General features: G+C 47.0%; 24 protein-coding genes. 5 read left to right on the top strand and 19 right to left on the bottom strand.

Annotated elements, in window-relative coordinates; genetic code table 11:
• Positions 1-2: 2 nt before the first annotated feature.
• The 19 genes from VV1_RS10245 to aspS form a co-directional block, all read right to left on the bottom strand.
• Complete coding sequence (locus VV1_RS10245) at positions 3-419, bottom strand: DUF350 domain-containing protein (RefSeq protein WP_011080052.1); 417 nt, start codon at positions 417-419, stop codon at positions 3-5.
• Positions 419-1,459 carry a potassium channel family protein gene (locus VV1_RS10240; protein WP_011080051.1) on the bottom strand — a complete coding sequence of 347 codons (1,041 nt, stop codon included), beginning with the start codon at positions 1,457-1,459 and terminating at the stop codon, positions 419-421. Before VV1_RS10240 ends, VV1_RS10245 begins: the two co-directional genes overlap by 1 nt.
• A gap of 105 nt (positions 1,460-1,564) precedes the next feature.
• Positions 1,565-2,626 carry a quinolinate synthase NadA gene (gene nadA, locus VV1_RS10235; protein ID WP_011080050.1) on the bottom strand — a complete coding sequence of 354 codons (1,062 nt, stop codon included), beginning with the start codon at positions 2,624-2,626 and terminating at the stop codon, positions 1,565-1,567.
• A 127-nt stretch (positions 2,627-2,753) separates the two neighbouring features.
• Entirely contained in the window at positions 2,754-3,536 is a 783-nt protein-coding gene (gene ybgF / locus VV1_RS10230; RefSeq protein WP_011080049.1) for a tol-pal system protein YbgF, read from the bottom strand.
• Between the two features lie 15 nt (positions 3,537-3,551).
• Positions 3,552-4,097 (bottom strand): peptidoglycan-associated lipoprotein Pal, encoded by a 546-nt coding sequence (gene pal / locus VV1_RS10225; RefSeq protein WP_011080048.1) that lies wholly within the window; start codon positions 4,095-4,097, stop codon positions 3,552-3,554.
• Positions 4,098-4,128: 31 nt separating this feature from the next.
• Positions 4,129-5,478, bottom strand: coding sequence for a Tol-Pal system beta propeller repeat protein TolB (tolB, locus tag VV1_RS10220; protein ID WP_011080047.1), 1,350 nt, complete (start codon positions 5,476-5,478; stop codon positions 4,129-4,131).
• Positions 5,479-5,490: 12 nt separating this feature from the next.
• Positions 5,491-6,558: a cell envelope integrity protein TolA gene (tolA, locus tag VV1_RS10215; protein WP_011080046.1), complete on the bottom strand. Its 1,068-nt coding sequence runs from the start codon at positions 6,556-6,558 to the stop codon at positions 5,491-5,493.
• A gap of 14 nt (positions 6,559-6,572) precedes the next feature.
• A complete protein-coding gene (locus tag VV1_RS10210; RefSeq protein ID WP_011080045.1) occupies positions 6,573-7,013 on the bottom strand; it encodes an ExbD/TolR family protein in 441 nt (146 codons plus the stop codon).
• Complete coding sequence (tolQ, locus tag VV1_RS10205; protein WP_011080044.1) at positions 7,013-7,696, bottom strand: protein TolQ; 684 nt, start codon at positions 7,694-7,696, stop codon at positions 7,013-7,015. The genes VV1_RS10210 and tolQ overlap by 1 nt, the downstream gene beginning before the upstream one ends.
• Positions 7,686-8,105, bottom strand: coding sequence for a tol-pal system-associated acyl-CoA thioesterase (gene ybgC / locus VV1_RS10200; RefSeq protein ID WP_011080043.1), 420 nt, complete (start codon positions 8,103-8,105; stop codon positions 7,686-7,688). The genes tolQ and ybgC overlap by 11 nt, the downstream gene beginning before the upstream one ends.
• A 144-nt stretch (positions 8,106-8,249) precedes the next feature.
• The gene (gene ybgE / locus VV1_RS10195; RefSeq protein WP_011080042.1) at positions 8,250-8,552 is read right to left on the bottom strand and encodes a cyd operon protein YbgE; all 303 of its coding nucleotides are present in this window, start codon (positions 8,550-8,552) and stop codon (positions 8,250-8,252) included.
• The gene (cydX, locus tag VV1_RS23165) at positions 8,545-8,652 is read right to left on the bottom strand and encodes a cytochrome bd-I oxidase subunit CydX (protein ID WP_000270284.1); all 108 of its coding nucleotides are present in this window, start codon (positions 8,650-8,652) and stop codon (positions 8,545-8,547) included. Before cydX ends, ybgE begins: the two co-directional genes overlap by 8 nt.
• Positions 8,653-8,664: 12 nt before the next feature.
• Positions 8,665-9,801, bottom strand: a complete 1,137-nt coding sequence (gene cydB, locus VV1_RS10185) for a cytochrome d ubiquinol oxidase subunit II (protein ID WP_011080041.1) — start codon at positions 9,799-9,801, stop codon at positions 8,665-8,667.
• Positions 9,802-9,817: 16 nt separating this feature from the next.
• On the bottom strand, positions 9,818-11,404 hold the full coding sequence (gene cydA, locus VV1_RS10180) for a cytochrome ubiquinol oxidase subunit I (RefSeq protein ID WP_013571418.1): 1,587 nt from the start codon (positions 11,402-11,404) through the stop codon (positions 9,818-9,820).
• Positions 11,405-11,866: 462 nt separating this feature from the next.
• Positions 11,867-12,871: a Holliday junction branch migration DNA helicase RuvB gene (gene ruvB / locus VV1_RS10175; RefSeq protein ID WP_011080039.1), complete on the bottom strand. Its 1,005-nt coding sequence runs from the start codon at positions 12,869-12,871 to the stop codon at positions 11,867-11,869.
• Positions 12,872-12,892: 21 nt separating this feature from the next.
• On the bottom strand, positions 12,893-13,507 hold the full coding sequence (gene ruvA / locus VV1_RS10170; protein ID WP_011080038.1) for a Holliday junction branch migration protein RuvA: 615 nt from the start codon (positions 13,505-13,507) through the stop codon (positions 12,893-12,895).
• Positions 13,508-13,577: 70 nt separating this feature from the next.
• The gene (locus tag VV1_RS10165) at positions 13,578-15,038 is read right to left on the bottom strand and encodes a methyl-accepting chemotaxis protein (protein ID WP_011080037.1); all 1,461 of its coding nucleotides are present in this window, start codon (positions 15,036-15,038) and stop codon (positions 13,578-13,580) included.
• A gap of 114 nt (positions 15,039-15,152) precedes the next feature.
• Positions 15,153-15,674 carry a crossover junction endodeoxyribonuclease RuvC gene (gene ruvC, locus VV1_RS10160; protein ID WP_011080036.1) on the bottom strand — a complete coding sequence of 174 codons (522 nt, stop codon included), beginning with the start codon at positions 15,672-15,674 and terminating at the stop codon, positions 15,153-15,155.
• A gap of 66 nt (positions 15,675-15,740) precedes the next feature.
• Entirely contained in the window at positions 15,741-17,519 is a 1,779-nt protein-coding gene (gene aspS / locus VV1_RS10155; protein WP_011080035.1) for an aspartate--tRNA ligase, read from the bottom strand.
• A gap of 271 nt (positions 17,520-17,790) precedes the next feature.
• Between aspS and VV1_RS10150 the strand changes: the two genes are divergently transcribed.
• From VV1_RS10150 to VV1_RS10130, 5 genes are all read left to right on the top strand, one after another.
• Complete coding sequence (locus VV1_RS10150) at positions 17,791-18,657, top strand: DUF72 domain-containing protein (RefSeq protein ID WP_043921094.1); 867 nt, start codon at positions 17,791-17,793, stop codon at positions 18,655-18,657.
• 101 nt (positions 18,658-18,758) lie between these two features.
• Positions 18,759-19,496 (top strand): carboxy-S-adenosyl-L-methionine synthase CmoA, encoded by a 738-nt coding sequence (gene cmoA / locus VV1_RS10145; protein WP_043920963.1) that lies wholly within the window; start codon positions 18,759-18,761, stop codon positions 19,494-19,496.
• A 153-nt stretch (positions 19,497-19,649) separates the two neighbouring features.
• Positions 19,650-20,621, top strand: coding sequence for a tRNA 5-methoxyuridine(34)/uridine 5-oxyacetic acid(34) synthase CmoB (gene cmoB / locus VV1_RS10140; RefSeq protein ID WP_011080032.1), 972 nt, complete (start codon positions 19,650-19,652; stop codon positions 20,619-20,621).
• A gap of 132 nt (positions 20,622-20,753) precedes the next feature.
• Positions 20,754-21,500 (top strand): ATP-dependent zinc protease family protein, encoded by a 747-nt coding sequence (locus VV1_RS10135; RefSeq protein ID WP_011080031.1) that lies wholly within the window; start codon positions 20,754-20,756, stop codon positions 21,498-21,500.
• Between the two features lie 7 nt (positions 21,501-21,507).
• Positions 21,508-23,013: an inactive transglutaminase family protein gene (locus VV1_RS10130; protein WP_011080030.1), complete on the top strand. Its 1,506-nt coding sequence runs from the start codon at positions 21,508-21,510 to the stop codon at positions 23,011-23,013.
• The last annotated feature ends 1 nt before the right edge of the window (position 23,014 follow it).

Genomic DNA, 23,014 nt, shown 5'->3' with positions numbered 1-23,014 from the left:
TCCTAGTAAGACATGCACGCAGCGTTCAGCACGCCAACGGAAATCGATACGGTCGCAGAAATAATACCTGCAGGGATCTCATCACGTTCGATGCGTTCGGTGATTCGAGGCACTAAAACAAAGCGAACGATAGCAAAAGCGATCACCTGCGCGCACATTGCAACGACACCCCAAACAGCGAAATCCACGAGACTGATGGCGTTTTTTGCTGCACCTGAAATGGCAATGCAGTAGCCTAAAAAAGCGCCGCTGAGTGCAATGGCTGCCGCGGTATTGCTGTGCTCTTTGATTAACTTCCATTCATCGTACGGCGTTAAACGAACATAGATGAACTTGAATGCGAGCACAAAAGCAATCGAGAGTGAAAAATAGAGTAAAAAGTTGGTAAAGCCCGCCAACAGACCTGATAAAACAGACATTAATTTTCCTTTATAGCTTCCCATTCGAATGAATGGATACGTTCATCTGCAATGTAAAACAGTTTTGCCCCACTTGGCACTTTGCGATCGAGATGCGGATTGAGCTCAATACCTTGGCCCACGTCCACCGCAATCAACGTTGCTTGGTGATGCTTTTTTAGAAATGAAAATAGCGCGTCGACATTGGTTTGCGCTAAATGTTTGGGATACTCAACAGAGTATTGCGTCATGCCGCGAGTAGAGGCGAGCAACTCTTGGTGAAGCGCGCTTGACCCTGGGTCAACGGCCGCCTTGGCCAACATTTCCGCGCCCACGGCGGGGATGCACTCCGCTTTAGGGCAGTGCTGACTCAAGAGTTGCCCTAGTGCATCATCCTTAAAATACGCTAACAAATGAGCATTAGGGTTAATGTTGGCACAGTAAAGCGCAGCCGAAAGCGTGATATCGTCTTGCTGATTATCAACAATAATACAGCTTGCATCCGCCACATTCGCGTTCGCCATTTCCAACGCGTCGGTATAGCTGGTTACCTTCACAAAGCCAATTTCTCCGGGGAGAGGATTTTCAATATCCGAGCGGGAACAGAGCACAATGGGTCGCTTACCCACCTCTTCATGTTGCAACATACGAATCAGGTGGACGGTCCTTTGTCCATTCCAACCTAGCAAAAGAATATGGTTATTCACGCGCACTCTCCTTTTTCCCAATACACCTGCTCGCCAGTAATCAATCACTGAACTTGCCACACGCCCCAACAAAGCCGCAAACAGACTTAACCCACCTGGGATCACCACAAGAATCACAACCCAACGGCCCAGTGGCGTTGCCGGAGATAAATCACCGTAGCCCACGGTCGACGCCGTCACCATCAGGTAATAGACAAATGTCGTGACATTTTCAGTGAGTGCTTGCTCCCCTGCCCACGCAAGCAAGAGCCAGCACAGCGCGACATAGCACACCAACAAAATGAACAGATTGCGATTACTCAAGCTAAATACATGCGCTTGAAACCACTTTTTGAGTAGAAACCAAACCGACATAATCGACGTCCTTATTCATCAAGAGGCTGAATATAAAGCAATTATTTGATACAAAAAAACCAGCCATGGTGGCTGGTTCAAAATTTTGTGAGCAAACACTCAAATTTATGCATTGCCTTTCACTTGCATATTTAACTTTTCCGCAAAGTCCAACATACGGTTTAATGGAATCAAGGACTTAACACGAAGAGCTTCATCAACGAAAATCTCGTGCTGTTCGCCACCTTCGCGCAAAGCGGTTTCAATCGCTTTCAACCCATTCATTGCCATCCACGGACAATGTGCACAGCTGCGACATGTGGCACCAGCACCTGCTGTTGGTGCTTCTATCAGCTCTTTCTCAGGTACCAACTGCTGCATTTTAAAGAAAATGCCTTTGTCAGTTGCAACAATCATTTTCTGCTGTGGCAGCTCTTTTGCCGCTTTGATCAACTGACTTGTTGATCCCACCGCATCGGCGAGCTCTACAACACTTGCCGGAGATTCTGGATGAACAAGGATTGCAGCATCCGGATACACAGCTTTCATTTTGCGCAAGGCGTCAGCAGAAAACTCATCATGAACAACGCACTCACCTTGCCAAAGCAACATGTCTGCGCCCGTTTTGTTCGCGATGTAAGAACCAAGATGGCGATCTGGCCCCCAAATGATCGGTTTGTCTTCAGCATCCAGATGCTCAACAATTTCCAGAGCAATACTTGAGGTCACAACCCAATCCGCTCTTGCTTTTACTGCCGCAGAAGTATTGGCATAAACCACCACAGTGTGGTCAGGATGGGCATCACAGAATTCAGTGAATTTATCTGCCGGACAACCAAGATCCAGTGAACATTCGGCTTCCAGTGTCGGCATAAGAATGCGTTTTTCTGGCGTTAGAATTTTTGCCGATTCACCCATAAAGCGTACACCCGCAATAATCAGGGTACCTGCTGGATGACGGTTACCAAATTTAGCCATTTCAAGAGAATCACCAACAAAACCACCGGTTTCTTCAGCCAGCGCTTGGATCTCAGGATCGGTGTAATAGTGGGCGATCAAGACCGCGTCTTTCTCGTTAAGTAGCTGTTTGATACTGGCGATATACGCCGCTTTCTCGTCCTGAGTCAGGGGAATTGGCTTCGGCGGGAAAGGGTAAACGGTGTCAATTTTATCTAGTATGTGGCTCATTGCTCTTGCTCTACGCAACTTCCTTTAATCCGCGTATTGTAACCTTAAGATTATGTAAGATGCAAAAGCCGCACGCATTGTTTCCAGCAGGCGAGAAGCAAAAAATAAGGAGCTTTCGCTCCCTATTTTACAGTTTTGATTTTGCCACTTTGGCAGAGGCGCTGCCTGGGTGTTCATCTATCGCTTGCTGATAATATTTTTTCGCCTGTTCAGGATTGTTATTACGTGCAGCGATGTCACCCAGTTTCACTAGGGCATCAGCGCGTTTGTTTGAATCCTTATAAGAGACGACAGCAGCAAAACTTTTCGCCGCTTCTTTATCTTGTTTTTGAGCAAAATAAAGCTGGCCTAACCAGTAATGAGAGTTAGGGGCGAAATTGGAATCGGGAAAATCTTTCTGGAACTGCTTAAACGCAGCAATTGCACCAGCGTAATCCCGCTTCTTCAAAATTAGGTCTACGGCATTTTGATAGGCCGTTTGCTCATCGACATTAGAGCTAAACACGCCCTGCTCACCGCCTTCTTCCACGGCCGTTGCTTGGGTTGGCGTTCCTACCGTCTTGATTTCATTGCGGACACGATCAAGCTCAATAAAGAGTTCTCTTTGTCTTTCCAGCATTTGCTGCATATCGTAACTATTGCGCTCAAGTTGACCACGAAGTTCGGCAATTTCTTGCGACATTTGATCAATTTGCTGCTGCATTTGCAATTGCACGCGATTACGGTTTTGCAATAAACGTTCAAGACGCTGTACATCCGTTTCCGGAGCAGAGGAGGACGTAGCGGAAGCTACCGAAGTGTTCGTTGAATCGCTGTTGAGATCGGATACTGGAGCTGGTGCAGCGAACGCTAGGTTCGCTGCACTTGCCAGTAACGTAAGCGTAACAGCTCGCTTAGTGTTACTGAACATGAGGCAATTCCTCAATTAGTATACTAGAACTGCGCGACGGTTTTTCGCGTAGACTTCTTCAGTCTGGCCTAGTAGTAGAGGCTTCTCTTCACCGTAGCTTACGATAGCAATTTGGTCTGCCTGAACACCTAGCGCTTGTAGGTATTTAGCAACAGCTTGCGCACGACGCTCACCTAGTGCGATGTTGTACTCAGGAGTACCACGCTCGTCAGCGTGACCTTCGATAGTCACTTTTAGGTTTACGTTTTTGCTTAGGTAAGCTGCGTGAGCTGCTAGCATCTCTTCGTAATCGCTAGAGATAGTTGCATTGTCAAACGCGAAGTAGATTGTCTGAGTTTCACGAAGAGCTTGCTCTTTCAGTTCTTGCTCAGAAAGCTGACCATTCTGATCGATTGGCGTTACAACTGTTGTGTCAGTTGTGTTCGCAGAACCAGAAGTAGTTTGGTTTGTTTCAGTGCTGGTGCCTGCGTTAGACGCAGCGTCATCACTAGAGCTACACGCGGTAACAGCCATCACTGGTAGTGCGATTAGAAGCCCTTTAAGAACCTTATTAAGTTGCATCTTATTTTCCTTTGTTTATCAAACTTAGTTGCTACAAAAACGGAGACCATGCGGGAGCTCTTACACGCCCATTTGTTGCCGGTAATCTAGCTTTAAAGCGGCCATCGATAGAAACCATCGACAACACATTTTTTTTATCGTAAATGGAGCTATAAATCACCATACCTCCATTCGGGGCGATACTCGGAGACTCGTCCAACAACGTTTTGGTTAATACCTGAACGGCGCCGGTTTCGAGATCTTGCTTAGCCAAATTAAAACCTGAATCGCTTCGATTGACCATAATCAAGAATCGTCCATCTGGCGTTATCTGCCCACCTAGGTTTTGGCTGCCTTGCCAAGTAAGACGGCTAGTCGACCCGTCGCTCAAATTTACTCTATATATCTGGGGTTTACCACCCCGATCCGATGTAAAGATGAGTGATTTGCCATCAGGATGCCAAAATGGCTCCGTATTATTTGATCTATCCCTCGTTATTTGTGTTAGCTGACGCGTTTGCAGATCAAGAGTGTAGATCTGAAGCGAACCAGTTTTTGACAATACGATGGCTAATTTCTTGCCATCTGGAGAGAATCTTGGCGCACCATTGTGGCGAGGGAATGACGTTAGCTTCTCATGCTCACCGGTATAAATATTCAGTACAAAGATTTCCGCTTGGCCATTTTGGAAACTCACATAAGCAAGCCGACGACCATCAGGAGACCAAGCAGGAGACATGAGAGGCTGCTTTGAGCGCAGCACTAAACGCTCGTTAAAACCATCGTAGTCTGCCACTCGTAACTGATATGGGAATTTGTCTTTATCATTCACCACCACATAAGCAATGCGAGTGAGAAACGCACCACGTTCACCAGTGAGCTGCTCGTAGATCAGATCGGAAATGCGGTGAGCATACTCACGCATTCTTGGAGCGGTAATCGTCGCCACTTTATTGAACAATACGTGATCTTTCGACAGCACTAATTGGCCATCTTCCAGCGCTCGGCTTTGACCACTAGTCAGTTGGCCTCTCACCACATCCACCAGTTGGTAGTTGATGACGTATTCGCCTTTTTCATTTTGTGTCACAGAACCCGTTAGCAAGGTATCCACACCTAAGTTAGTCCATGCGTCGAAGTTAATTTCCGACTCGTTGTAAGGTGTTTGAGGCATCTTGCTGGTAGGAACTGGGCTGAATTTACCACTTCGTTGAAGATCCGACGCGACAACAGACGAAATATCAACAGGCAGTGCTTTTGTTCCTTGCCATTTAAAAGGAACAATCGCAATTGGTCTTGCTGAATCGATACCATCGGTGATGATCAATTCCAAAGCCGCATTGGCTACATTCGTGACGCTGCTTAGCAGCACTAGTAATCCCATCAAAAGGCGTTTTTTCACGTCTTAGTCCTTTTATTCGAAATCAACAGTTAAATTGATATTACGCAGCTCTTGTCTCACTGCATCATCCGCTGGCATTGGGAAGGAACCAACCTGCAAAATAGCGCTCTTAGCCGCGTTACAGACTCGGGTATCCCCTTCCAAAATACTCACCGAATTGACGATTGCATCGACACCTGTTGGTATCAATTTAATGTTCACCTTACACGACTTTCCCAACAAATATTCATCCTTAAGAAGGCGTTGCTGAATAAGTTGTGTGTAAATAGCACCATAACGATTTTTTTCATCCAGAACATGCTGGCTTCTCGCTGCGCTGTTTTGGCTAGATTCAGTTTCAAGCCCAGCAAAAATGTCGTTCAGTGCGGCTTCTTGTTCTTTACGTTCACGCTCAAGACGCTCTAAACGTTCTTTTTCCTTACGCGCCTTTTCTGCGGCCTCTTTGGCGGCTTTTTCCTTCGCTATGCGCTCTTGCTCTGCCTTAGCGGCGGCTTCTTTTTCACGGCGAGCTTTTTCTTCTGCCTCTTTTGCCGCTTTTTCCTTCGCGATGCGTTCTTGCTCTGCTTTCGCGATGGCTGCTTCTTTCGCTAAACGTTCTTGTTCCGCTTTTTTAATCGCTTCTTCTTTTGTTTTTCGCTCAGCTTCAAGCTTTGCAACACGCTCTTTCTCTTTGCGTGCTTTTTCTTCTGCGACTTTCTTCTCTTGTTCTTTCTGTTTACGCGCTTCTTCGGCTTCTCGCGCCGCTTTGGCATCACGCGCTTGTTGCTCCTTTAGCTTGCGCAACTGATCTTCTTCCGCTTTGCGATTCTTCTCCAGTTGCTCCGCTTCACGACGCAGTTTATCTAATCTTTCTTGCTCTTTTTTTGCTGCCGATTCGCGCTGCTGACGAATTTGATTGGCTTGCTGTTTTACTAAGTTAGGGTCAATGACGACTGCCTGGACCATCTGCCCACTCGGCTGTGGTTTAGACATGGTAAAGTCCGCGCCCCACAAAAGTGCGATAACTAAAACAACGTGCAGAGCCGCCGATACTGCTATCGGTACTACGTAATCATTCCGTTTGCTTTTCTTTTCTCTCATGATCGCGTCTGGTTCTATTTGATATCCGTCAGTAGGCCGACTTTCTCGATGCCAGCCTTACTCAGCTCATCTAGCAACAAAACGACTTCCGCATAAGGTGTCGCCGCGTCACCACCCACTGCCACGGGAGAATTTGGCTTTAGTGAAAGTTCGGCTTTCACACGCACAATCACATCTTCTAAAGAGAGTCCACGCTGCACTTCATCATTGTTTACACTCAGACCTAGGTTGCCCTCGCTGTCGACCTCAATGATGATAAAGCTGCTGTCACTTTCACCCGCTAAATCCGACATGGTTTTAGCGTTACTGGTTTTTGGCAACTCAACGTCAACCCCCTGAGAAACAAACGGGGCTGTTGCCATAAAGATGATCAACAGTACTAACATAACGTCGATATAAGGCACGACGTTAATCTCTGCGGTCATCTTACGTTTTTTTGGTTGATACCCGGCCATTACTGACTACCTGCCATCGCCTGACGGTGCAGAATGCTATGAAACTCTTCCGAAAACGTTGAGTAGTTGTGCTCTAGCTTGCCCACTTTGCTGGCAAATCGGTTGTAAGCCATAACCGCAGGGATCGCGGCAAAAAGACCCATTGCTGTCGCAATAAGCGCTTCTGCGATACCCGGAGCCACCATTGATAATGTTGCTTGTTTCACTTCGCCAAGCGCGATGAAAGCATGCATGATACCCCACACAGTACCAAATAGACCGATATATGGCGTAATGGAACCTACGGTAGCAAGGAATGGTAAACTCGTTTCCAGCTCGTCAACTTCACGAGACACCGCGACTCGCATGGCGCGACCAGTGCCTTCCATCACGAAGTCCGGCGATGTTGGGTTGGTTTTGCGTAAACGCGCGAATTCGGTGAAGCCCGCGTAGAAAATTTCTTCGGTGCCAGAAAGCTCATCTTTTCGAGCTTTGATTTGTTGGTACAACTGAGAGAGATCAATACCTGACCAAAATTTATCTTCAAACTCTTCTGCATCTTTTGCTGCTTTTGAAAGCACTTTACTGCGTTTGATGATCATGGCCCATGACACAACTGACATACCAAGCAAAGTCAACATTACCAGTTTTACCAGTAGGCTTGCTTGTAAAAACAGGTCAAGAATAGAAATATCAGCAGTCACTATTTGTCAGCTCCGAAATAATAGAAGTGGGTATTGCAATTGGCTTCATTTTTACATTGTCGATACATGCTACCTTAACTGTTGCTTTACACAATAACTTGCCGTCATCATTGACTAATTCCTGACAGAAAAGCAGCGAAGCGCGTTTAATTTCGCCAATTTTAGTCAATATGGTGAGGTGTTGGTCAAGGCGAGCACCCTGAATAAAATCGATATCCATGTGTCGGACAACAAAGCCGATGTTTTGTTCCAGCAAGACATTCTGCGAAATACCGACTGAGCGTAATAATTCGGTCCTTGCTCGCTCAAAAAACTTCAGATAATTGGAGTGATAGACCACCCCACCTGCATCGGTGTCTTCGTAATACACTGTAACTGGCCAAGTAAAAGGCTGACGTATTCCGTTCAAAATTCTACCAATTCATTCGCGTTTAAAGGCAATTACTATAACGTAAGCGGCATAAATTGGTACCGCAGTTCAGACTTTTTTTGAGTTGCGTGGGGAAAATAAAAAGCCAGGCAAGATGCCTGGCTCAATTATTAACCTTTTCGGTTACAAAATGTATAAAGCGGTGAGAAACAGCAATATAGACAGCGAGAAGTATGGGCTAAACAAGAGTTGCCACACCCATTTCTTCGGCTTAAATCCAACGCCATAAACCATGCTGGAGCAAACCGCCCAGATTAGAGCAGGACCGATTAGCGCATTGAATCCGCCAATCGCAGTTGCGTATGCTTCTGGGTCCCACATCACTAATCCCACGTGCAAGAAACCAAGCAACAACGCAATCACTTTTAAGATTGTTTTGTCTAGCGGCTCATGCAACGAAGCGATTCGCGCATCCAAGTTACTCACTGTCTTTATCCATCATTTCACTGTGCTCTAACCAAAGAGCATTAATAATGCCGAATGCACACGCTAATAGTACACCCAGAATCCATGCGAAATACCACATAGTAATTACTCCTTAGTAAGCTGAAACGTCGTTGTCTTCGATGTGTTTCTTATCTAGACGACCAAACATCTTGTAGTAAGTCCAAGTTGTGTAGCCAAGAATCACAGGTACCATAACCGCCGCGACAGCCGTCATCAAACCAAGGGTCAGTTCACTTGCTGTTGAATCCCACATAGTCAAGCTGTGTGCAGGAACAAGGCTTGAAGGCATCACGAATGGGAACATTGCGAAGCCAGCCGTCAAAATCACACCGGCGTTTGCCAAGCTTGAGAATAGGAAAGCGAAACCACCACGCTCAAAACGAGAGGCAATCACCGCAAGCAATGGCATGAACACGCCCAATACTGGCGCAGCCCACATGGCTGGATAGGTTTCAAAGTTCGCCATCCAAGCGCCCGCTTGTTGGACAACCTCTTTATTCAGCGGGTTGGAATCTGCAAATGTATCGATGGTGCTCGTAATCACGTAGCCTTCGATCGATTGAACCCAGAAACCACCAATCACGAACAATGCCACAACCACAAGGCCCGCAATTTGAGCAACGTTACGTGCGCGGGTATGCAGCGCTTCTGTTGTCTTCATTTGTAGCCAAGTTGCACCTTGGAGAACAAACAACATTAAGCTGAGAACGCCACAAAGTAATGCAAATGGATTCAATAGTGCAAAGAATGAACCTTTGTACTCTGACATTAGCAGGTTGTTCAACTCAAATGGTACGCCTTGCAGTAAGTTACCAAAAGCAACACCGAATATCACTGGCGGTACCGCGCCACTAAAACAGATCGCGCCATCCCATGCATTACGCCATTTTGGGTTTTCGATTTTAGAACGGTAGTCTAAGCCAAGTGGACGTAGCCAAAGTGCCGCTAACGTGACATACATCGCTAGATAGAAGCCAGAGAACGACGTTGCATAAACCAGAGGCCAAGCGGCAAACAGTGCACCACCAGCGGTGATTAGCCAAACTTGGTTACCATCCCAGTGCGGTGCGATGGTGTTAATCATTATACGACGCTCAGTGTCGTTTTTACCGATAACAGGAACGAGCGCACCCACCCCCATATCGAAACCATCGGTGACGGCGAAACCAACCAGTAGAACACCGATCAGAACCCACCAAATCAGTCGTAAGATTTCATAATCAAACATTTTCTGTCTCCTTGCCTTACGCTTCTACTTGGCGATTAACTTTGTCTTCAATAGACTCGCCATTTTGTTCGAAGTGGTAACGACCTGTTTTAAGGCTACTTGGTCCTTTGCGAGCGAACTTCAACATGAGGTACACCTCTGCAATCAGGAACACGGTGTACAGTGCCAAAATAGCGAATAGAGAGGTCCATAGCTCGCCAATCGTCAGTGCCGAAGCGGCAACGTGGGTTGGGAGAATTTCACCCACCGCCCAAGGTTGACGACCGTACTCAGCGACGAACCAACCTGCTTCGATCGCAATCCAAGGAAGTGGGATGCTAAATAGCGCCGCTTTCAGAATCCAAGGTTTTTGCTCGATCTTTTGACGGCACGTTTGAACGAATGCTGCACCAAAGACAAACAGCATGATGAAGCCACAGCCAACCATGATGCGGAACGACATAAATAGTGGCCATACGGTTGGAATGGAGTCATCCGCGGCGGCTTGAATTTGCTCTTCCGTTGCATCGGTCACCTTGTCGGTATAACGCTTAAGTAGCAAGCCGTAACCAAGGTCACCTTTCACTTCATCAAATGCCGCTTTGTTCGCTTCAGAGCGATCGCCAGCACGAAGTTTTTCTAGCAACTCGTAGGCATACATACCGTTACGGATACGATCAACGTGCTGATCACGTAGGTCACGAAGGCCCGTTACTTGCTCGTCAAAAGAGCGCGTCGCAATGATACCCATAACGTAAGGGATCTTGATCGCGTAGTCGGTGTGCATGGTTTCCTGATTCGGTAAACCAAACAGAGTAAACGCTGCTGGAGCAGGTTCTGTGTGCCACTCCGCTTCTACCGCCGCAAGTTTTACTTTTTGTACTTCGCCAAGCTCGTAACCTGATTCATCACCAAGAACGATAACGGATAAGATCGATGCCATACCGAACGAAGCCGCAATAGCAAACGAACGACGCGCAAATGCGACGTCACGGCCTTTCAATAGATAGTATGAGCTGATGCCAAGGATAAACATGGCACCCGTTGTATAACCAGACGCAACTGTGTGAACAAATTTCACCTGAGCAACAGGGTTAAGTACCACTTCGGCAAAGCTCACCATCTCCATACGCATGGTTTCGAAGTTGAACTCAGCGCCCACTGGGTTTTGCATCCAGCCATTCGCGACAAGAATCCACAACGCAGAGAAGTTAGAACCTAATGCCACTAACCATGTAACGGCCAAGTGTTGACGTTTAGATAATCTCTCCCATCCGAAGAAGAATAGACCGACGAAGGTGGACTCTAAGAAGAATGCGACGAGTGCCTCAATAGCAAGAGGGGCACCGAAAATGTCACCGACATAATGGGAATAGTAAGACCAGTTCGTACCAAACTGGAATTCCATGGTAAGGCCTGTGGCCACACCTAGGGCAAAGTTAATACCAAAAAGCTTACCCCAGAACTTAGTCATGTCCTTGTAGATTTGCTTATCGGTCATTACGTACAGCGATTCCATGATGGCTAAAAGGAAAGCCATGCCTAGAGTCAAAGGTACGAATAGGAAGTGATACATCGCTGTCAGTGCAAACTGCAACCGCGACAGATCAACTACGTCAATCATGGTAACTCCTATGTGTCGGCTGAATGACACTCTCTACATTTTACAAATCATCATCAAGAGTTGAACTTTCTTGAATAATGTTGAATTAAACCAACATATTGTTGCAAAAATGTACCGCATTGGTTAGTTAATTGTTAAGCATCAGCTAATATAGCTGCGGCTAATACTACTGCTAAAAACTGAGGGTTTCAAAAGTTTTATAAACGCAAAGCGCTTTGATTTGAATCAAGAAACATGCGGCATTTCTGTCTAAAAAACAATCAACTTGATCTAAATCAAGCAAATGCAAGACAGTTTGTTAACGCCAGGTAATCAGAAGGAAATGCACGCCTCATTATGGCTACGAGATGTTTACAATGCGCGATTTTGCATTACCTATTTAGAGGTAGTTGGATTTTCTTTATTGTGATTTTGCTCACATTAAAGAAAAGGCTAGGAAATTTAATGCCTAGCCTTGCAAACTTACTTTTCAATTCCGAAATGAAGATACGCCCGATCGGTTGCGATTCGCCCTCGAGGCGTGCGTTGTAAATAACCCTGCTGAATCAAATAGGGCTCTAACACATCTTCAATCGTGTCTTTCTCTTCACCGATCGCGGCTGCCATGTTATCCAAGCCTACCGGACCACCACCAAATTTCTCCATGATGGCCAACAGCAACTTGCGGTCCATGTAATCAAAGCCTTTCGAGTCCACATCTAGCATGTTGAGCGCTTTGTCTGCGGTGTCTGCACAGATGTGACCATTGCCTTTTACTTCAGCAAAATCGCGTACGCGGCGCAACAAGCGATTGGCAATACGCGGTGTACCACGCGCACGACGCGCCACCTCTAATGCCCCTTCCGCTTCCATGGAAAGCCCCAAGCAGTCAGCACTGCGTTGCACAATATTCTGCAGATCAGGAATTTTGTAATACTCCAAACGCTGGGTAATACCAAAACGATCACGCAAAGGGGAAGTCAGTGAGCCGGCACGAGTGGTTGCACCAATTAGCGTAAAGGGCGGCAAATCGATTTTGATTGAACGTGCAGCAGGGCCTTCACCAATCATAATATCCAATTGGTAATCTTCCATGGCTGGATACAACACTTCTTCCACCATCGGGCTGAGTCGGTGTATTTCATCAATGAAGAGCACGTCGTTTTCTTCAAGATTGGTCAGCAAGGCCGCTAAATCTCCCGCTTTTTCTAACACCGGCCCTGACGTGGTGCGAATATTTACGCCCATCTCGTTTGCAACAATGTTCGCTAAGGTGGTTTTACCCAAACCTGGAGGGCCAAAAATCAATAAATGGTCGAGCGCTTCGTTACGCAATTGCGCGGCTTTAATAAAAATTTCCATTTGATCACGTACGTGATCTTGGCCTTGGTAATCGGCGAGTTTCTTTGGTCGTATCGCGCGGTCAATCACATCTTCATCACGAAAAGCGGGATTGTCCGGAGCAATTAAGCGATCTGCTTCAATCATATCAATACCTATTTTGCGCGATTAGACCATGGACTTGAGCGCTTCACGGATCAACTGTTCGCTGGTCATATCCGGTTTAGCAATCTGCGATACTACTTTTGATGCCTGAACAGGCTTATATCCCAACGCCAAGAGTGCACTGACCGCTTCTTCTTCTGCACTGTTACTGCTTGTGCTGCCTGAATCGACTGGCGCCGCATCGGTAAACGGCGTGAACAGATCGCCAGCGCTCCAACCTTTCAAACGATCTTTCATCTCAACCACAAGACGTTCTGCGGTCTTCTTGCCAACGCCCGGTAATTTCACCAGCGTGGAAATGTCTTCTCTTTCTACCGACGCCACAAACTGGCTTGCCGTCATGCCTGATAAAATGGCCAAACCCAGTTTTGGTCCAACCCCATTGGCTTTGATGACCTCTCTAAACAGCGCTCGTTCTTTCACGGTATTGAATCCATAAAGTAACTGAGCATCTTCACGCACCACAAAATGAGTATAGATAATGGCTTCTTCCCCAATGTTAGGAAGCTCGTAGAAACAACTCATTGGCATCTGAACTTCATAGCCAATGCCATTAACTTCAATCAACAATTCAGGGGGTTGTTTTTCCAGCAGAATGCCGCGAAGACGTCCGATCACGTTCAATACTCTTTAGAAATGAATTTGCGACAGGATAATAAAGAACTGGATAGACATCCAGTTCTTTATCTTAATGAGTGGCGTTTTTTGAGATCACTTGATCGAGTTGGTTACTGAGCAACCGGACTTTATTCACGTGCTGTCGTAACTCACTACCATTGTCTGCCACCACATCGGCAACGCACTTAGTATTGGCCACATTCAATGCCACTTCGCTACTGGCGTCATCCAACTCTTTGACGGCTTGGTTTTGTTGCCCTACGATATCAGCCAATGCTTGCACATCGACATGAATTGTATTGATTTGTGCGATGATGTTCTCCATTCGCTCGGCACTCAGGTGCACCACTTGCTGTCCGTGACGAACTTCTTGTTCACTTCTGTCCAATAACTGGCGAATTTCCAACGCGGAGTAGCTACTCTTTGACGAAAGCTCGCGTACCTGCTCTGCGACCACCGCAAAACCTCGGCCTTGCTCTCCTGCTCTGGCCGCTTCAATCGCTGCGTTCAATGCCAATAAGTTGGTTTGTTCTGCAACGGAGGTAATCAAATCTGCCACTCGCATGATCTGCTCATGACTGGTGAGTATTTGTGTAATAGCTTGAGTGGAGTCAACAAGCAACCTTGAACTTTCCGCCGCTTGCTGATGGACTGTTTCACTGCGTTGCTGAAGTTCACTGACAAATCGGCCAGACTCATTCAACCCTTCCGCAATATGGTGGATCTGCTGACTTATTTCTTCCGCCGCGCTCGCTTGACTTTGACAGTTCAAATTAAGCTGACTGACTTGAGCATCTAGGGTTTGCGATTGTGAATCCAACGCTAAAGAAACCTGATTGAGTTCGGTCGAACTTACCGTCGCCTGTTGCAGTACCTGAGTAAGATTTGCAGCCCCTTGTTTGGCATTCAACGCCGCTTCTTCACTTTGTGCGGTTGCCCGTTCCGCACCTGAGATAGCTTTATCACGCTGTCCTGCCGTGTAGGCTTGAGCAATGCAGATCACCACCAAGGGCAATACGGTGCCTGACCATATTTCCACGCGAAGTGCTGACGATGCGAGCTCGAGCTGAGGGAAAGCCACTCCAGAAAGATGAAAGTAAGTCATCAGTGCGGCAATCATGATCACTGAACCACTCCATATCAGCGCCATGATGCGAGTCGCGGAAAGAAAAAATGCCACGATCAACAGCGGGATCCAATACGTTTGGGTAGACTCCACCACGCCGCCACTTTGATAAATGATGTTGAGCGCATGTGTCACCATTCCAACAAAACCAATGTTAAGGGCCAATATCGGTTTTCGACTCCATCGTAACACTGCCGCGGCGGCGAGTTCGCACAGAATCAGAGCGATTGAGGTAGTGATCAGACTTTCATGGCCGTGACGCGACCATTTGAACAAACTGTATAGGCCAACGAGGAACGCGATAAAGGTAAACAGCGACAGAATCGCCGCTTGTCTTTGCTGAGCGCTCGTCCATTGGGCTTGTGAAGGCACACAAAAGCGGTGCCAGAGATGGGCGGGATTCATCTTCAATCTTCCTTGACTGAAATATAACTAGACCTCCGACCAGACTAATTTCTTAACAATTAAATAACAAATTAGATTATTTATTCTGCTTGAGATGTCTCATTTTTAAGCCAATTAGCGATAACGGCCTCGTTTAGCACTGGTCGCCTGCCCGGCTAAGGCAATGAGGGTTTTATTGGTATTGGCGTGACAAATGGCAACACCTAACGCATCGGCCGCGTCCGCCTGGGGTTTAGCGGGTAACTTGAGCATATGTTGCACCATGTGTTGCACCTGTGCTTTATCAGCCCCACCCGTGCCTACCACGGCTTGCTTAATCAAACGAGCGGCGTATTCGTAAACTGGCAAATCGTGATTCACGGCAGAAACGATTGCCGCACCACGCGCTTGGCCAAGTTTGAGTGCTGAGTCGGCATTTTTCGCCATGAAGACCTGTTCGATGGCAAACGCATCCGGCTGAAACTGAGTAATAATCTCCGTTACACCCGCATAAATTTGCTTTAAACGACCAGGTAAATCTTTTTCTGATGTACGAATACAACCACTGCCAAGATATTGCAGGTGTCGGCCATTTTGGCGAATCACACCATAGCCAGTAACGCGAGAGCCTGGGTCAATTCCTAGAATAATCGACATGACACTTCCTATCTGTTCCTTAAACAAAAACTCCCGCGTTTGCGGGAGTTTTTTAACGCTTATTGCTTATTCTGCGCTTTTTTCTTTTGCAACCGTCACGGCAATCGCAAGCTCTTCAAGTGCTGCTGGGTTAGCCACACTTGGCGCATCCGTCATCAGACACGCGGCTGCTGTTGTTTTCGGAAACGCGATAACGTCACGAATGTTCTCAGTACCACATAGCAGCATGACAAGACGGTCTAGACCGAATGCAAGACCTGCGTGTGGAGGCGTACCGAATTTCAGTGCGTCCAATAGGAAGCCAAATTTCAGTTTTTGCTCGTCAGCATCGATACCAAGAATATCGAATACCGCTGCCTGCATTTCTGCGTTGTGAATACGTACAGAACCACCGCCCACTTCGTAGCCGTTGAGAACCATGTCGTACGCATTTGAAATCGCTGGCGCTGGGTTTGCTTTGAGCTCTTCAGCAGTCAGACCTAGAGGCGATGTGAATGGGTGGTGCATCGCGTGTAGGTTGCCTTCGTCGTCTTCTTCAAACATTGGGAAGTCAACAACCCATAGTGGAGCCCAAGTGCCTTCTTTGGTTAGACCCAGGTCTTTGCCAAGTTTAAGACGAAGTGCACCTAGTGCTTCAGCAACGATGTTAGCTTTGTCTGCGCCAAATAGGATGATGTCACCCGATTCTGCTTGAGTGCGCTCTAGAATACCGTTGATCACATCTTCGCTTAGGAATTTAGCGACTGGAGATTGGATACCCTCCATGCCAGCTGCACGGTCGTTAACCTTCATCCATGCTAGACCTTTCGCGCCGTAGATGTTCACAAAGCCAGTGTACTCATCGATTTGCTTACGAGTAAGCTCTGCACCACCAGGAACACGGATAACTGCCACACGACCTTTCTCATCGTTAGCAGGGCCAGAGAACACTTTGAAATCCACGTCTTTTACTAGGTCAGCAACGTCTACTAGCTCTAGTGGGTTACGCAGATCTGGCTTGTCCGAGCCGAAACGACGAATCGCTTCGCTAAACGGCATAACAGGGAACTCACCTAGGTCAACGTTCAGTAGCTCTAGCCACATTTCGCGAACCATTTTTTCCGTCACTGCACGTACTTGATCAGACGTCATGAATGACGTTTCAATATCGATCTGGGTGAATTCTGGCTGACGGTCAGCACGTAAGTCTTCGTCACGGAAACACTTAACGATTTGGTAGTAACGGTCAAAGCCAGACATCATAAGCAGCTGTTTGAACAACTGTGGAGATTGAGGAAGTGCGTAGAAGCTGCCTTTGTGAACACGGCTTGGTACTAGGTAGTCACGCGCGCCTTCTGGTGTCGCTTTGGTTAGTACTGGCGTTTCGATGTCTAGGAAGCCGTTGTCATCTAGGAAACGACGAACAAAGCTAGACGCTTTTGCACGTAGCTTGATGCGGTCGCTCATTTCTGGACGACGTAGGTCTAGGTAGCGATACTTCAGACGTTGCTCTTCCGAGTTCTTCTGGTTGAAGTCGAGAGGCAGCACGTCAGAACGGTTGATGATTTCAAGACCTTTAGCCAAGATCTCTACTTCACCCGTTGCCATTTCTTTATTCACTTGGCTTTCAGGACGAGTGCGAACTTCACCCGTTAGCTTGATACAGAACTCATTACGCAGTTGGCTTGCCACTGCATACGCATCAGCCATATCTGGATCAACAACTACCTGAACGATACCTTCACGATCTCGCATATCAATAAAAATAAGACCGCCTAAATCACGACGACGGTTAACCCAGCCGCAAAGTTCTACAGTTTGTCCTGCAAGGGACTTGTTCAGGTGACCACAGTAATGGGTACGCATAATGAAATTCCCAATCTCTCTAAAATTGTTAACTACTCTCTGTCGGTCATTTTCTCAACAGAGCAAAGGTCCATTTATACGCTGAATGTCGGTGAAAATCGACTAGTCAGAATACAATTTATTGCGTTTTATCATGCATTGATGCTTTTTGATACAGCAACTGCTCAAAAGCACATCAAATGTGAAAAATTGGTCGGGATTATAACGCGAAACTACCGATTTCGGCAAAACTCTCGTACAGTGAGGCTAGGAATAAATGCAGCGAGAAACCATGAACACGCTTCCTCTTCGATTGGGTCTGACCATGTGGTCACACAATCAGTGGCAACAAGACTTTTATGGCTCGGGGACCAAACCCGCAGAGCGACTGGAAAAGTACGCACAGGTCTTTCACACTGTCGAAGGCAATACGACCTTCTACGCAACGCCAAATACACCAACCGTACTCAACTGGCGCGCGGCGACGCATGACGATTTTCGTTTCACCTTTAAGTTGCCAAAGCAGATTACCCACCAGCAGATGCTTAAAGGCTCTCAGGGTTTGTTACGCGAGTTTTTGAGTGTCATGGAACCGCTGCACCCGCGTATTGGCCAATGGACAATCCAACTTCCTGCGGCTTTCTCACCAGAGCATTTACCGCTGCTACAACGTTTCTGCTCTTACTTTCCCGAAGGGTTTCCGCTGGGAATCGAAGTGCGTCATTTGGCTTTTTTTGCGAAAGGAGAGGATGAGAAACGCTTGAATCAATGGTTAATGGAAACAAAGATTGATCGCATCATCATGGATAGCCGTCCGGTTTTCGCAGCCCCAGCAACAACGGAGGCCGTTATCGATGCGCACCAGAAAAAACCAAAGGTGCCCGTTCACGCCATCGCGACGGGAGAGCATCCAATGATTCGCTTTATTGGTCATCCCGATTTAGAGAGCAACCTGCCCTTCTTTGCCCCTTGGCTGAGCAAATTACCCCTTTGGATTACCGAGGGTAAGCAACCTTATTTAATGATCCACACACCAGATAACGTAGAAGGCCCCCAGTTAGCCAAACGACTTTACCAACAATTACAGCAACAAGTGAAACTACCCAATCTGTCTGATTTTCCTGCCAATAGTGGCAATAGCCAAATACAGATGTTCTAAGCCTTGTCTTGCAATGCATGACAGCTTGAGGAAATTCCCCTAAAATACGCGCCTTTTTACCGCCTATGTGAAAACAGGCAGTTTGTTAGCAGAGAATGGTTATGAACCCAAAAAGCAATCCAGATACTATTTTTTCGGCTCCAATCGATAAAATTGGGGATTTCACCTTCGATGAACGCGTGGCGGAAGTCTTTCCAGACATGATTCAACGTTCGGTTCCGGGTTACAGCAACATCATTTCTGCTATTGGTATGTTGGCCGAACGTTTTGTCAAACCTCACAGTAACGTGTATGACTTGGGTTGCTCACTGGGCGCAGCCACACTCTCAATGCGTCGCCACATCAAACAAGAAGGCTGTCAGATCATTGCGGTCGATAATTCTAAAGCGATGGTTGAGCGCTGCAAGCTTCACGTCAATGCTTATCGCAGTGATACCCCCGTGAACGTGATTGAAGCCGATATTCGCCACATAGATATCGAAAATGCTTCCGTGGTGGTTCTGAACTTTACTTTGCAGTTCTTATCACCAGAAGATCGTTACGTATTGCTGGAAAAAATCTACGCCGGTTTGCGTCCTGGCGGCATTTTGATCCTTTCCGAAAAGTACGTTTTTGAAGATCAAGTTTCTAATGAACTGTTGATTGACCTTCACCATGACTTCAAACGAGCAAATGGGTACAGTGAGCTAGAAATCAGCCAAAAACGCAGTGCCATTGAAAACGTGATGCGTCCAGATTCGAAGAAACAACACAAAGAGCGCTTCGCACAAATTGGATTCAGCAGCTACGATGTTTGGTTCCAATGCTTTAACTTTGGATCGATGTTTGCGATTAAGTAGCGAGAAGCGAGAAGCGAGAAGCGAGAAGCGAGAAGCGAGAAGCGAGAAGCGAGAAGCGAGAAGCGAGAAGCGAGAAGCGAGAAGCGAGAAGCGAGAAAGTCTTAACGTTTCGCATTTAGTGTCAATTTTTAATTTATTACTCAGTGAAAAACGATGTTTAATTTTGCTAATTTTTACCAGTTAATCGCTCAAGACACTCGTCTTCAGCCATGGCTCAACGTTCTACCTCAACAGCTAACAGATTGGCAAAATGCTGAGCATGGTGATTTCCCTCGCTGGTTAAAAGCACTCAATAAGATCCCAGAAGGCGCACCCGATCAGATAGACATTAAGCACTCTGTCACCATTAGCAATGACACCCCGTTCCATCAAGGCGAGTTGAAGAAGCTTGAAAGCTTGCTGCGTACTTTCCACCCTTGGCGCAAAGGCCCTTATACCGTTCACGGCATTCATATTGACACCGAATGGCGCAGTGACTGGAAATGGGACCGTGTTCTGCCTCATATTTCACCATTGAAAAATCGCAGCGTGCTGGATGTCGGTTGTGGTAACGGTTATCACATGTGGCGCATGTTAGGTGAAGGCGCACGTCTGTGCGTGGGTATTGATCCATCACACCTGTTTTTAATTCAGTTTGAAGCGATCCGTAAGTTAATGGGTGGCGATCAACGTGCACACCTGCTGCCATTGGGCATTGAACAGCTACCAAAGCTTGAAGCGTTCGATACTGTTTTCAGCATGGGGGTGTTGTACCACCGTCGCTCTCCGCTTGATCACTTAATTCAACTGAAAGATCAGCTTGTCTCCGGCGGTGAATTGATTCTGGAAACCTTGGTGATTGAAGGGGATGAAACGGCAGTTTTGGTTCCCAAGGAACGCTACGCTCAAATGCGCAATGTGTATTTCTTCCCTTCAGCTCGCGCTTTAAAAGTGTGGTTAGAATTGGTTGGCTTTGAAGACGTGCGCATCGTGGACGAAAACGTCACCTCTGTCGACGAGCAACGCACCACCAATTGGATGACTCACAATTCACTGCCTGATTATCTCGATCAGAATGACCCGAGCAAAACGGTGGAAGGTTATCCAGCACCTCGCCGCGCAATTTTGGTGGCGAAAAAGCCATAATTGACACGGTTTTGACTCAATAATTTGAGTATCACTAAACCCTAACAAGAGGATGCTTCACGCATCCTTTTTTATACGCTACACTCCTCTTTACAATAACTTATTCCCCTAATTCACTTTTTAAGGCATTCAATGTTTATAAGATTGACGCCAGTACTCGCTCTCGTTTTGTTATCTGGCTGTACTTTAACCAATGGTGAGCAATATCATCAGAAAACCCTGACCGCCCTCCAAGACTCTGAGACTCGTATTACGAATAAGATAGAGAATCTCACTCTGCAATCCTCAAACCAAGTCGATTACATCGAGAGCCTTGAGACTCAAATTACCGAGTTACAAAAACAAGTTGAACATCTTCAGTTGACTCAACAGCAAAGTTTGGCGTCGTCTGAAGAGAAAAAACCTGAACCTAAAGTCATTGCCGCGCCACCAGCACCAGCCAAAAATCAAATCATCTTGGGTGCGATTGAAAAAGTGACCATTGAGTCGATCAATCAGTCTTTTGATGCACGTGTTGATACCGGGGCAACCACATCATCACTGAATGCCGTTGACATCGAAATGTTCGAGCGCAATGGTAAAGATTGGGTTCGCTTCCACCTCTCAGATCCAGAACAACCTGGCACTGACCAAAACTGGATTGAAGCACCCGTGATTCGTTATGTGAAGATTCGTCAGTCGACCAACGACGATACCGAACGCCGCGCAGTCGTCGAGCTGTGGGTCAAAGTGGGCGAAATCAAAGAAAAGGCGCAATTTACATTGGCAGACCGCTCACAAATGAGCCATCCCGTTCTTTTAGGTCGTGAGTTTATTCGCGATATTGCTCTTGTTGACGTTAGTCGCAGTTACATTCAAACCGGACAAAAGAAAAAATAGGTAGGCTATGACTTCCCGAGTTCCCTTTTATCTTTCTATCATCCTGCTGATTGTCGCAGGGATAACACTCAGCGTGTTTCGCCATCAAACCTATGGCGTGCCATGGACACCCGGCGAAAGCCGCCAGATCTGGGATATTGAAGCGCGCATTGAATTTAACGCCAGCGGTCAAGAGGTGAAAGCCTCACTTGCAGCACCTCATACTCAAAATGGCTTCACCTTGATCAATGAGACAGCATCGTCTCCAGGCTATGGCGTCTCTTACGTTAATACCGCATCGGGTCGTCGCGCCGAGTGGTCGATCCGTCAGGCGAGTGGCCCACAAACGATTTACTACAAAACACAGTTTCTAGTGGACCCACAGGCAAAAGTGACCGTACAACCGCCCACTGAGCCGATCAACAAACCGACCTACTCTAATCCGGAACAAACAGCCGCGAAAGCCTTAATTGAGCGCGCGATGGCTCGCTCATCTGATAACATCACGTTCACGCGCGAGTTGATCAAGACACTCAACGATCCCGACAGCCAAAACGCAGCGCTACTGCTTAACAACGCTGACCGTGCCACCACCATCTACAAACTGCTTTCGACTGCCGATGTTCAAAGCAAAATGGTCGGAGTCATCGCTTTGGAAGATGGTCGTCGTCGCCAAACTATTGAATCAATGATTCAAGTGTGGGATGGGCAATCTTGGGTTCTATTCTCGCCAAACTCTGAGCAACACGCTGACCAAGGCAACTTGCTGGTATGGGATGATTCTAACGTATCGCTACTGGATTTGGTCGGTGGTCAAAATAGCCAAGTGCATTTCTCCATGATTGCGCAAGACATTTCACCGCAAGCGGCAACCAACAACAAAGTGGAAGCCGATGGCCTACTGAACCTCTCGATTCACAGCTTACCTCTCGAAGAACAAGCGATGTTTAAGACCATCATGTTGGTGCCGATTGGCGCACTCATTGTGGTGTTCTTGCGCGTCATCATTGGTTTGAAAACATCCGGCACCTTTATGCCCGTACTGATTGCCGTGGCGTTTGTACAGACGCAACTGGTTACGGGGATTGTCGGTTTCTTATTGATTGTGGGTACGGGTTTGATCATTCGTAGCTACCTCTCCAAGCTGAACTTGCTGTTGGTTGCGCGGATATCTGCGGTCATTATTACCGTTATTCTGATTATTTCCGTGTTCACCGTCGTGGCATTCAAGATTGGTCTAACCGAAGGCCTTTCTATCACCTTCTTCCCAATGATCATCTTGTCATGGACCATCGAACGTATGTCCATCTTGTGGGAAGAAGAAGGCGCGAAAGAGGTGGTACTGCAAGGCGGTGGTTCATTATTTACCGCAGTATTGGTTTACCTTGGCATGACTAACCCATACATCCAGCACCTAACCTTTAACTTCATTGGTCTTCAGCTTGTGGTACTGGCGGCAATTCTGCTATTGGGTACTTACACTGGATACCGCATTACAGAACTGCGCCGCTTTAAGCCATTGGTGGAGGATTAAT

Source organism: Vibrio vulnificus CMCP6, assembly GCF_000039765.1.
Taxonomy (GTDB): Bacteria; Pseudomonadota; Gammaproteobacteria; order Enterobacterales; family Vibrionaceae; genus Vibrio; species Vibrio vulnificus_B.
Note: the sequence above shows the minus strand (reverse complement) of the source record. Positions and strands in the feature narration are given on the sequence as shown.

Excerpts from the sequence above, each read along its gene's own strand:
- VV1_RS10245 (WP_011080052.1), bottom strand. The coding sequence starts at position 419 with ATGTCTGTTTTATCAGGTCTGTTGGCGGGCTTTACCAACTTTTTACTC.
- VV1_RS10240 (WP_011080051.1), bottom strand. The coding sequence starts at position 1,459 with ATGTCGGTTTGGTTTCTACTCAAAAAGTGGTTTCAAGCGCATGTATTT.
- nadA (WP_011080050.1), bottom strand. The coding sequence starts at position 2,626 with ATGAGCCACATACTAGATAAAATTGACACCGTTTACCCTTTCCCGCCG.
- ybgF (WP_011080049.1), bottom strand. The coding sequence starts at position 3,536 with ATGTTCAGTAACACTAAGCGAGCTGTTACGCTTACGTTACTGGCAAGT.
- pal (WP_011080048.1), bottom strand. The coding sequence starts at position 4,097 with ATGCAACTTAATAAGGTTCTTAAAGGGCTTCTAATCGCACTACCAGTG.
- tolA (WP_011080046.1), bottom strand. The coding sequence starts at position 6,558 with ATGAGAGAAAAGAAAAGCAAACGGAATGATTACGTAGTACCGATAGCA.
- VV1_RS10210 (WP_011080045.1), bottom strand. The coding sequence starts at position 7,013 with ATGGCCGGGTATCAACCAAAAAAACGTAAGATGACCGCAGAGATTAAC.
- cydX (WP_000270284.1), bottom strand. The coding sequence starts at position 8,652 with ATGTGGTATTTCGCATGGATTCTGGGTGTACTATTAGCGTGTGCATTC.
- cydB (WP_011080041.1), bottom strand. The coding sequence starts at position 9,801 with ATGTTTGATTATGAAATCTTACGACTGATTTGGTGGGTTCTGATCGGT.
- cydA (WP_013571418.1), bottom strand. The coding sequence starts at position 11,404 with ATGATTGACGTAGTTGATCTGTCGCGGTTGCAGTTTGCACTGACAGCG.
- ruvB (WP_011080039.1), bottom strand. The coding sequence starts at position 12,871 with ATGATTGAAGCAGATCGCTTAATTGCTCCGGACAATCCCGCTTTTCGT.
- VV1_RS10165 (WP_011080037.1), bottom strand. The coding sequence starts at position 15,038 with ATGAATCCCGCCCATCTCTGGCACCGCTTTTGTGTGCCTTCACAAGCC.
- ruvC (WP_011080036.1), bottom strand. The coding sequence starts at position 15,674 with ATGTCGATTATTCTAGGAATTGACCCAGGCTCTCGCGTTACTGGCTAT.
- aspS (WP_011080035.1), bottom strand. The coding sequence starts at position 17,519 with ATGCGTACCCATTACTGTGGTCACCTGAACAAGTCCCTTGCAGGACAA.
- VV1_RS10150 (WP_043921094.1), top strand. The coding sequence starts at position 17,791 with ATGAACACGCTTCCTCTTCGATTGGGTCTGACCATGTGGTCACACAAT.
- cmoA (WP_043920963.1), top strand. The coding sequence starts at position 18,759 with ATGAACCCAAAAAGCAATCCAGATACTATTTTTTCGGCTCCAATCGAT.
- cmoB (WP_011080032.1), top strand. The coding sequence starts at position 19,650 with ATGTTTAATTTTGCTAATTTTTACCAGTTAATCGCTCAAGACACTCGT.
- VV1_RS10135 (WP_011080031.1), top strand. The coding sequence starts at position 20,754 with ATGTTTATAAGATTGACGCCAGTACTCGCTCTCGTTTTGTTATCTGGC.
- VV1_RS10130 (WP_011080030.1), top strand. The coding sequence starts at position 21,508 with ATGACTTCCCGAGTTCCCTTTTATCTTTCTATCATCCTGCTGATTGTC.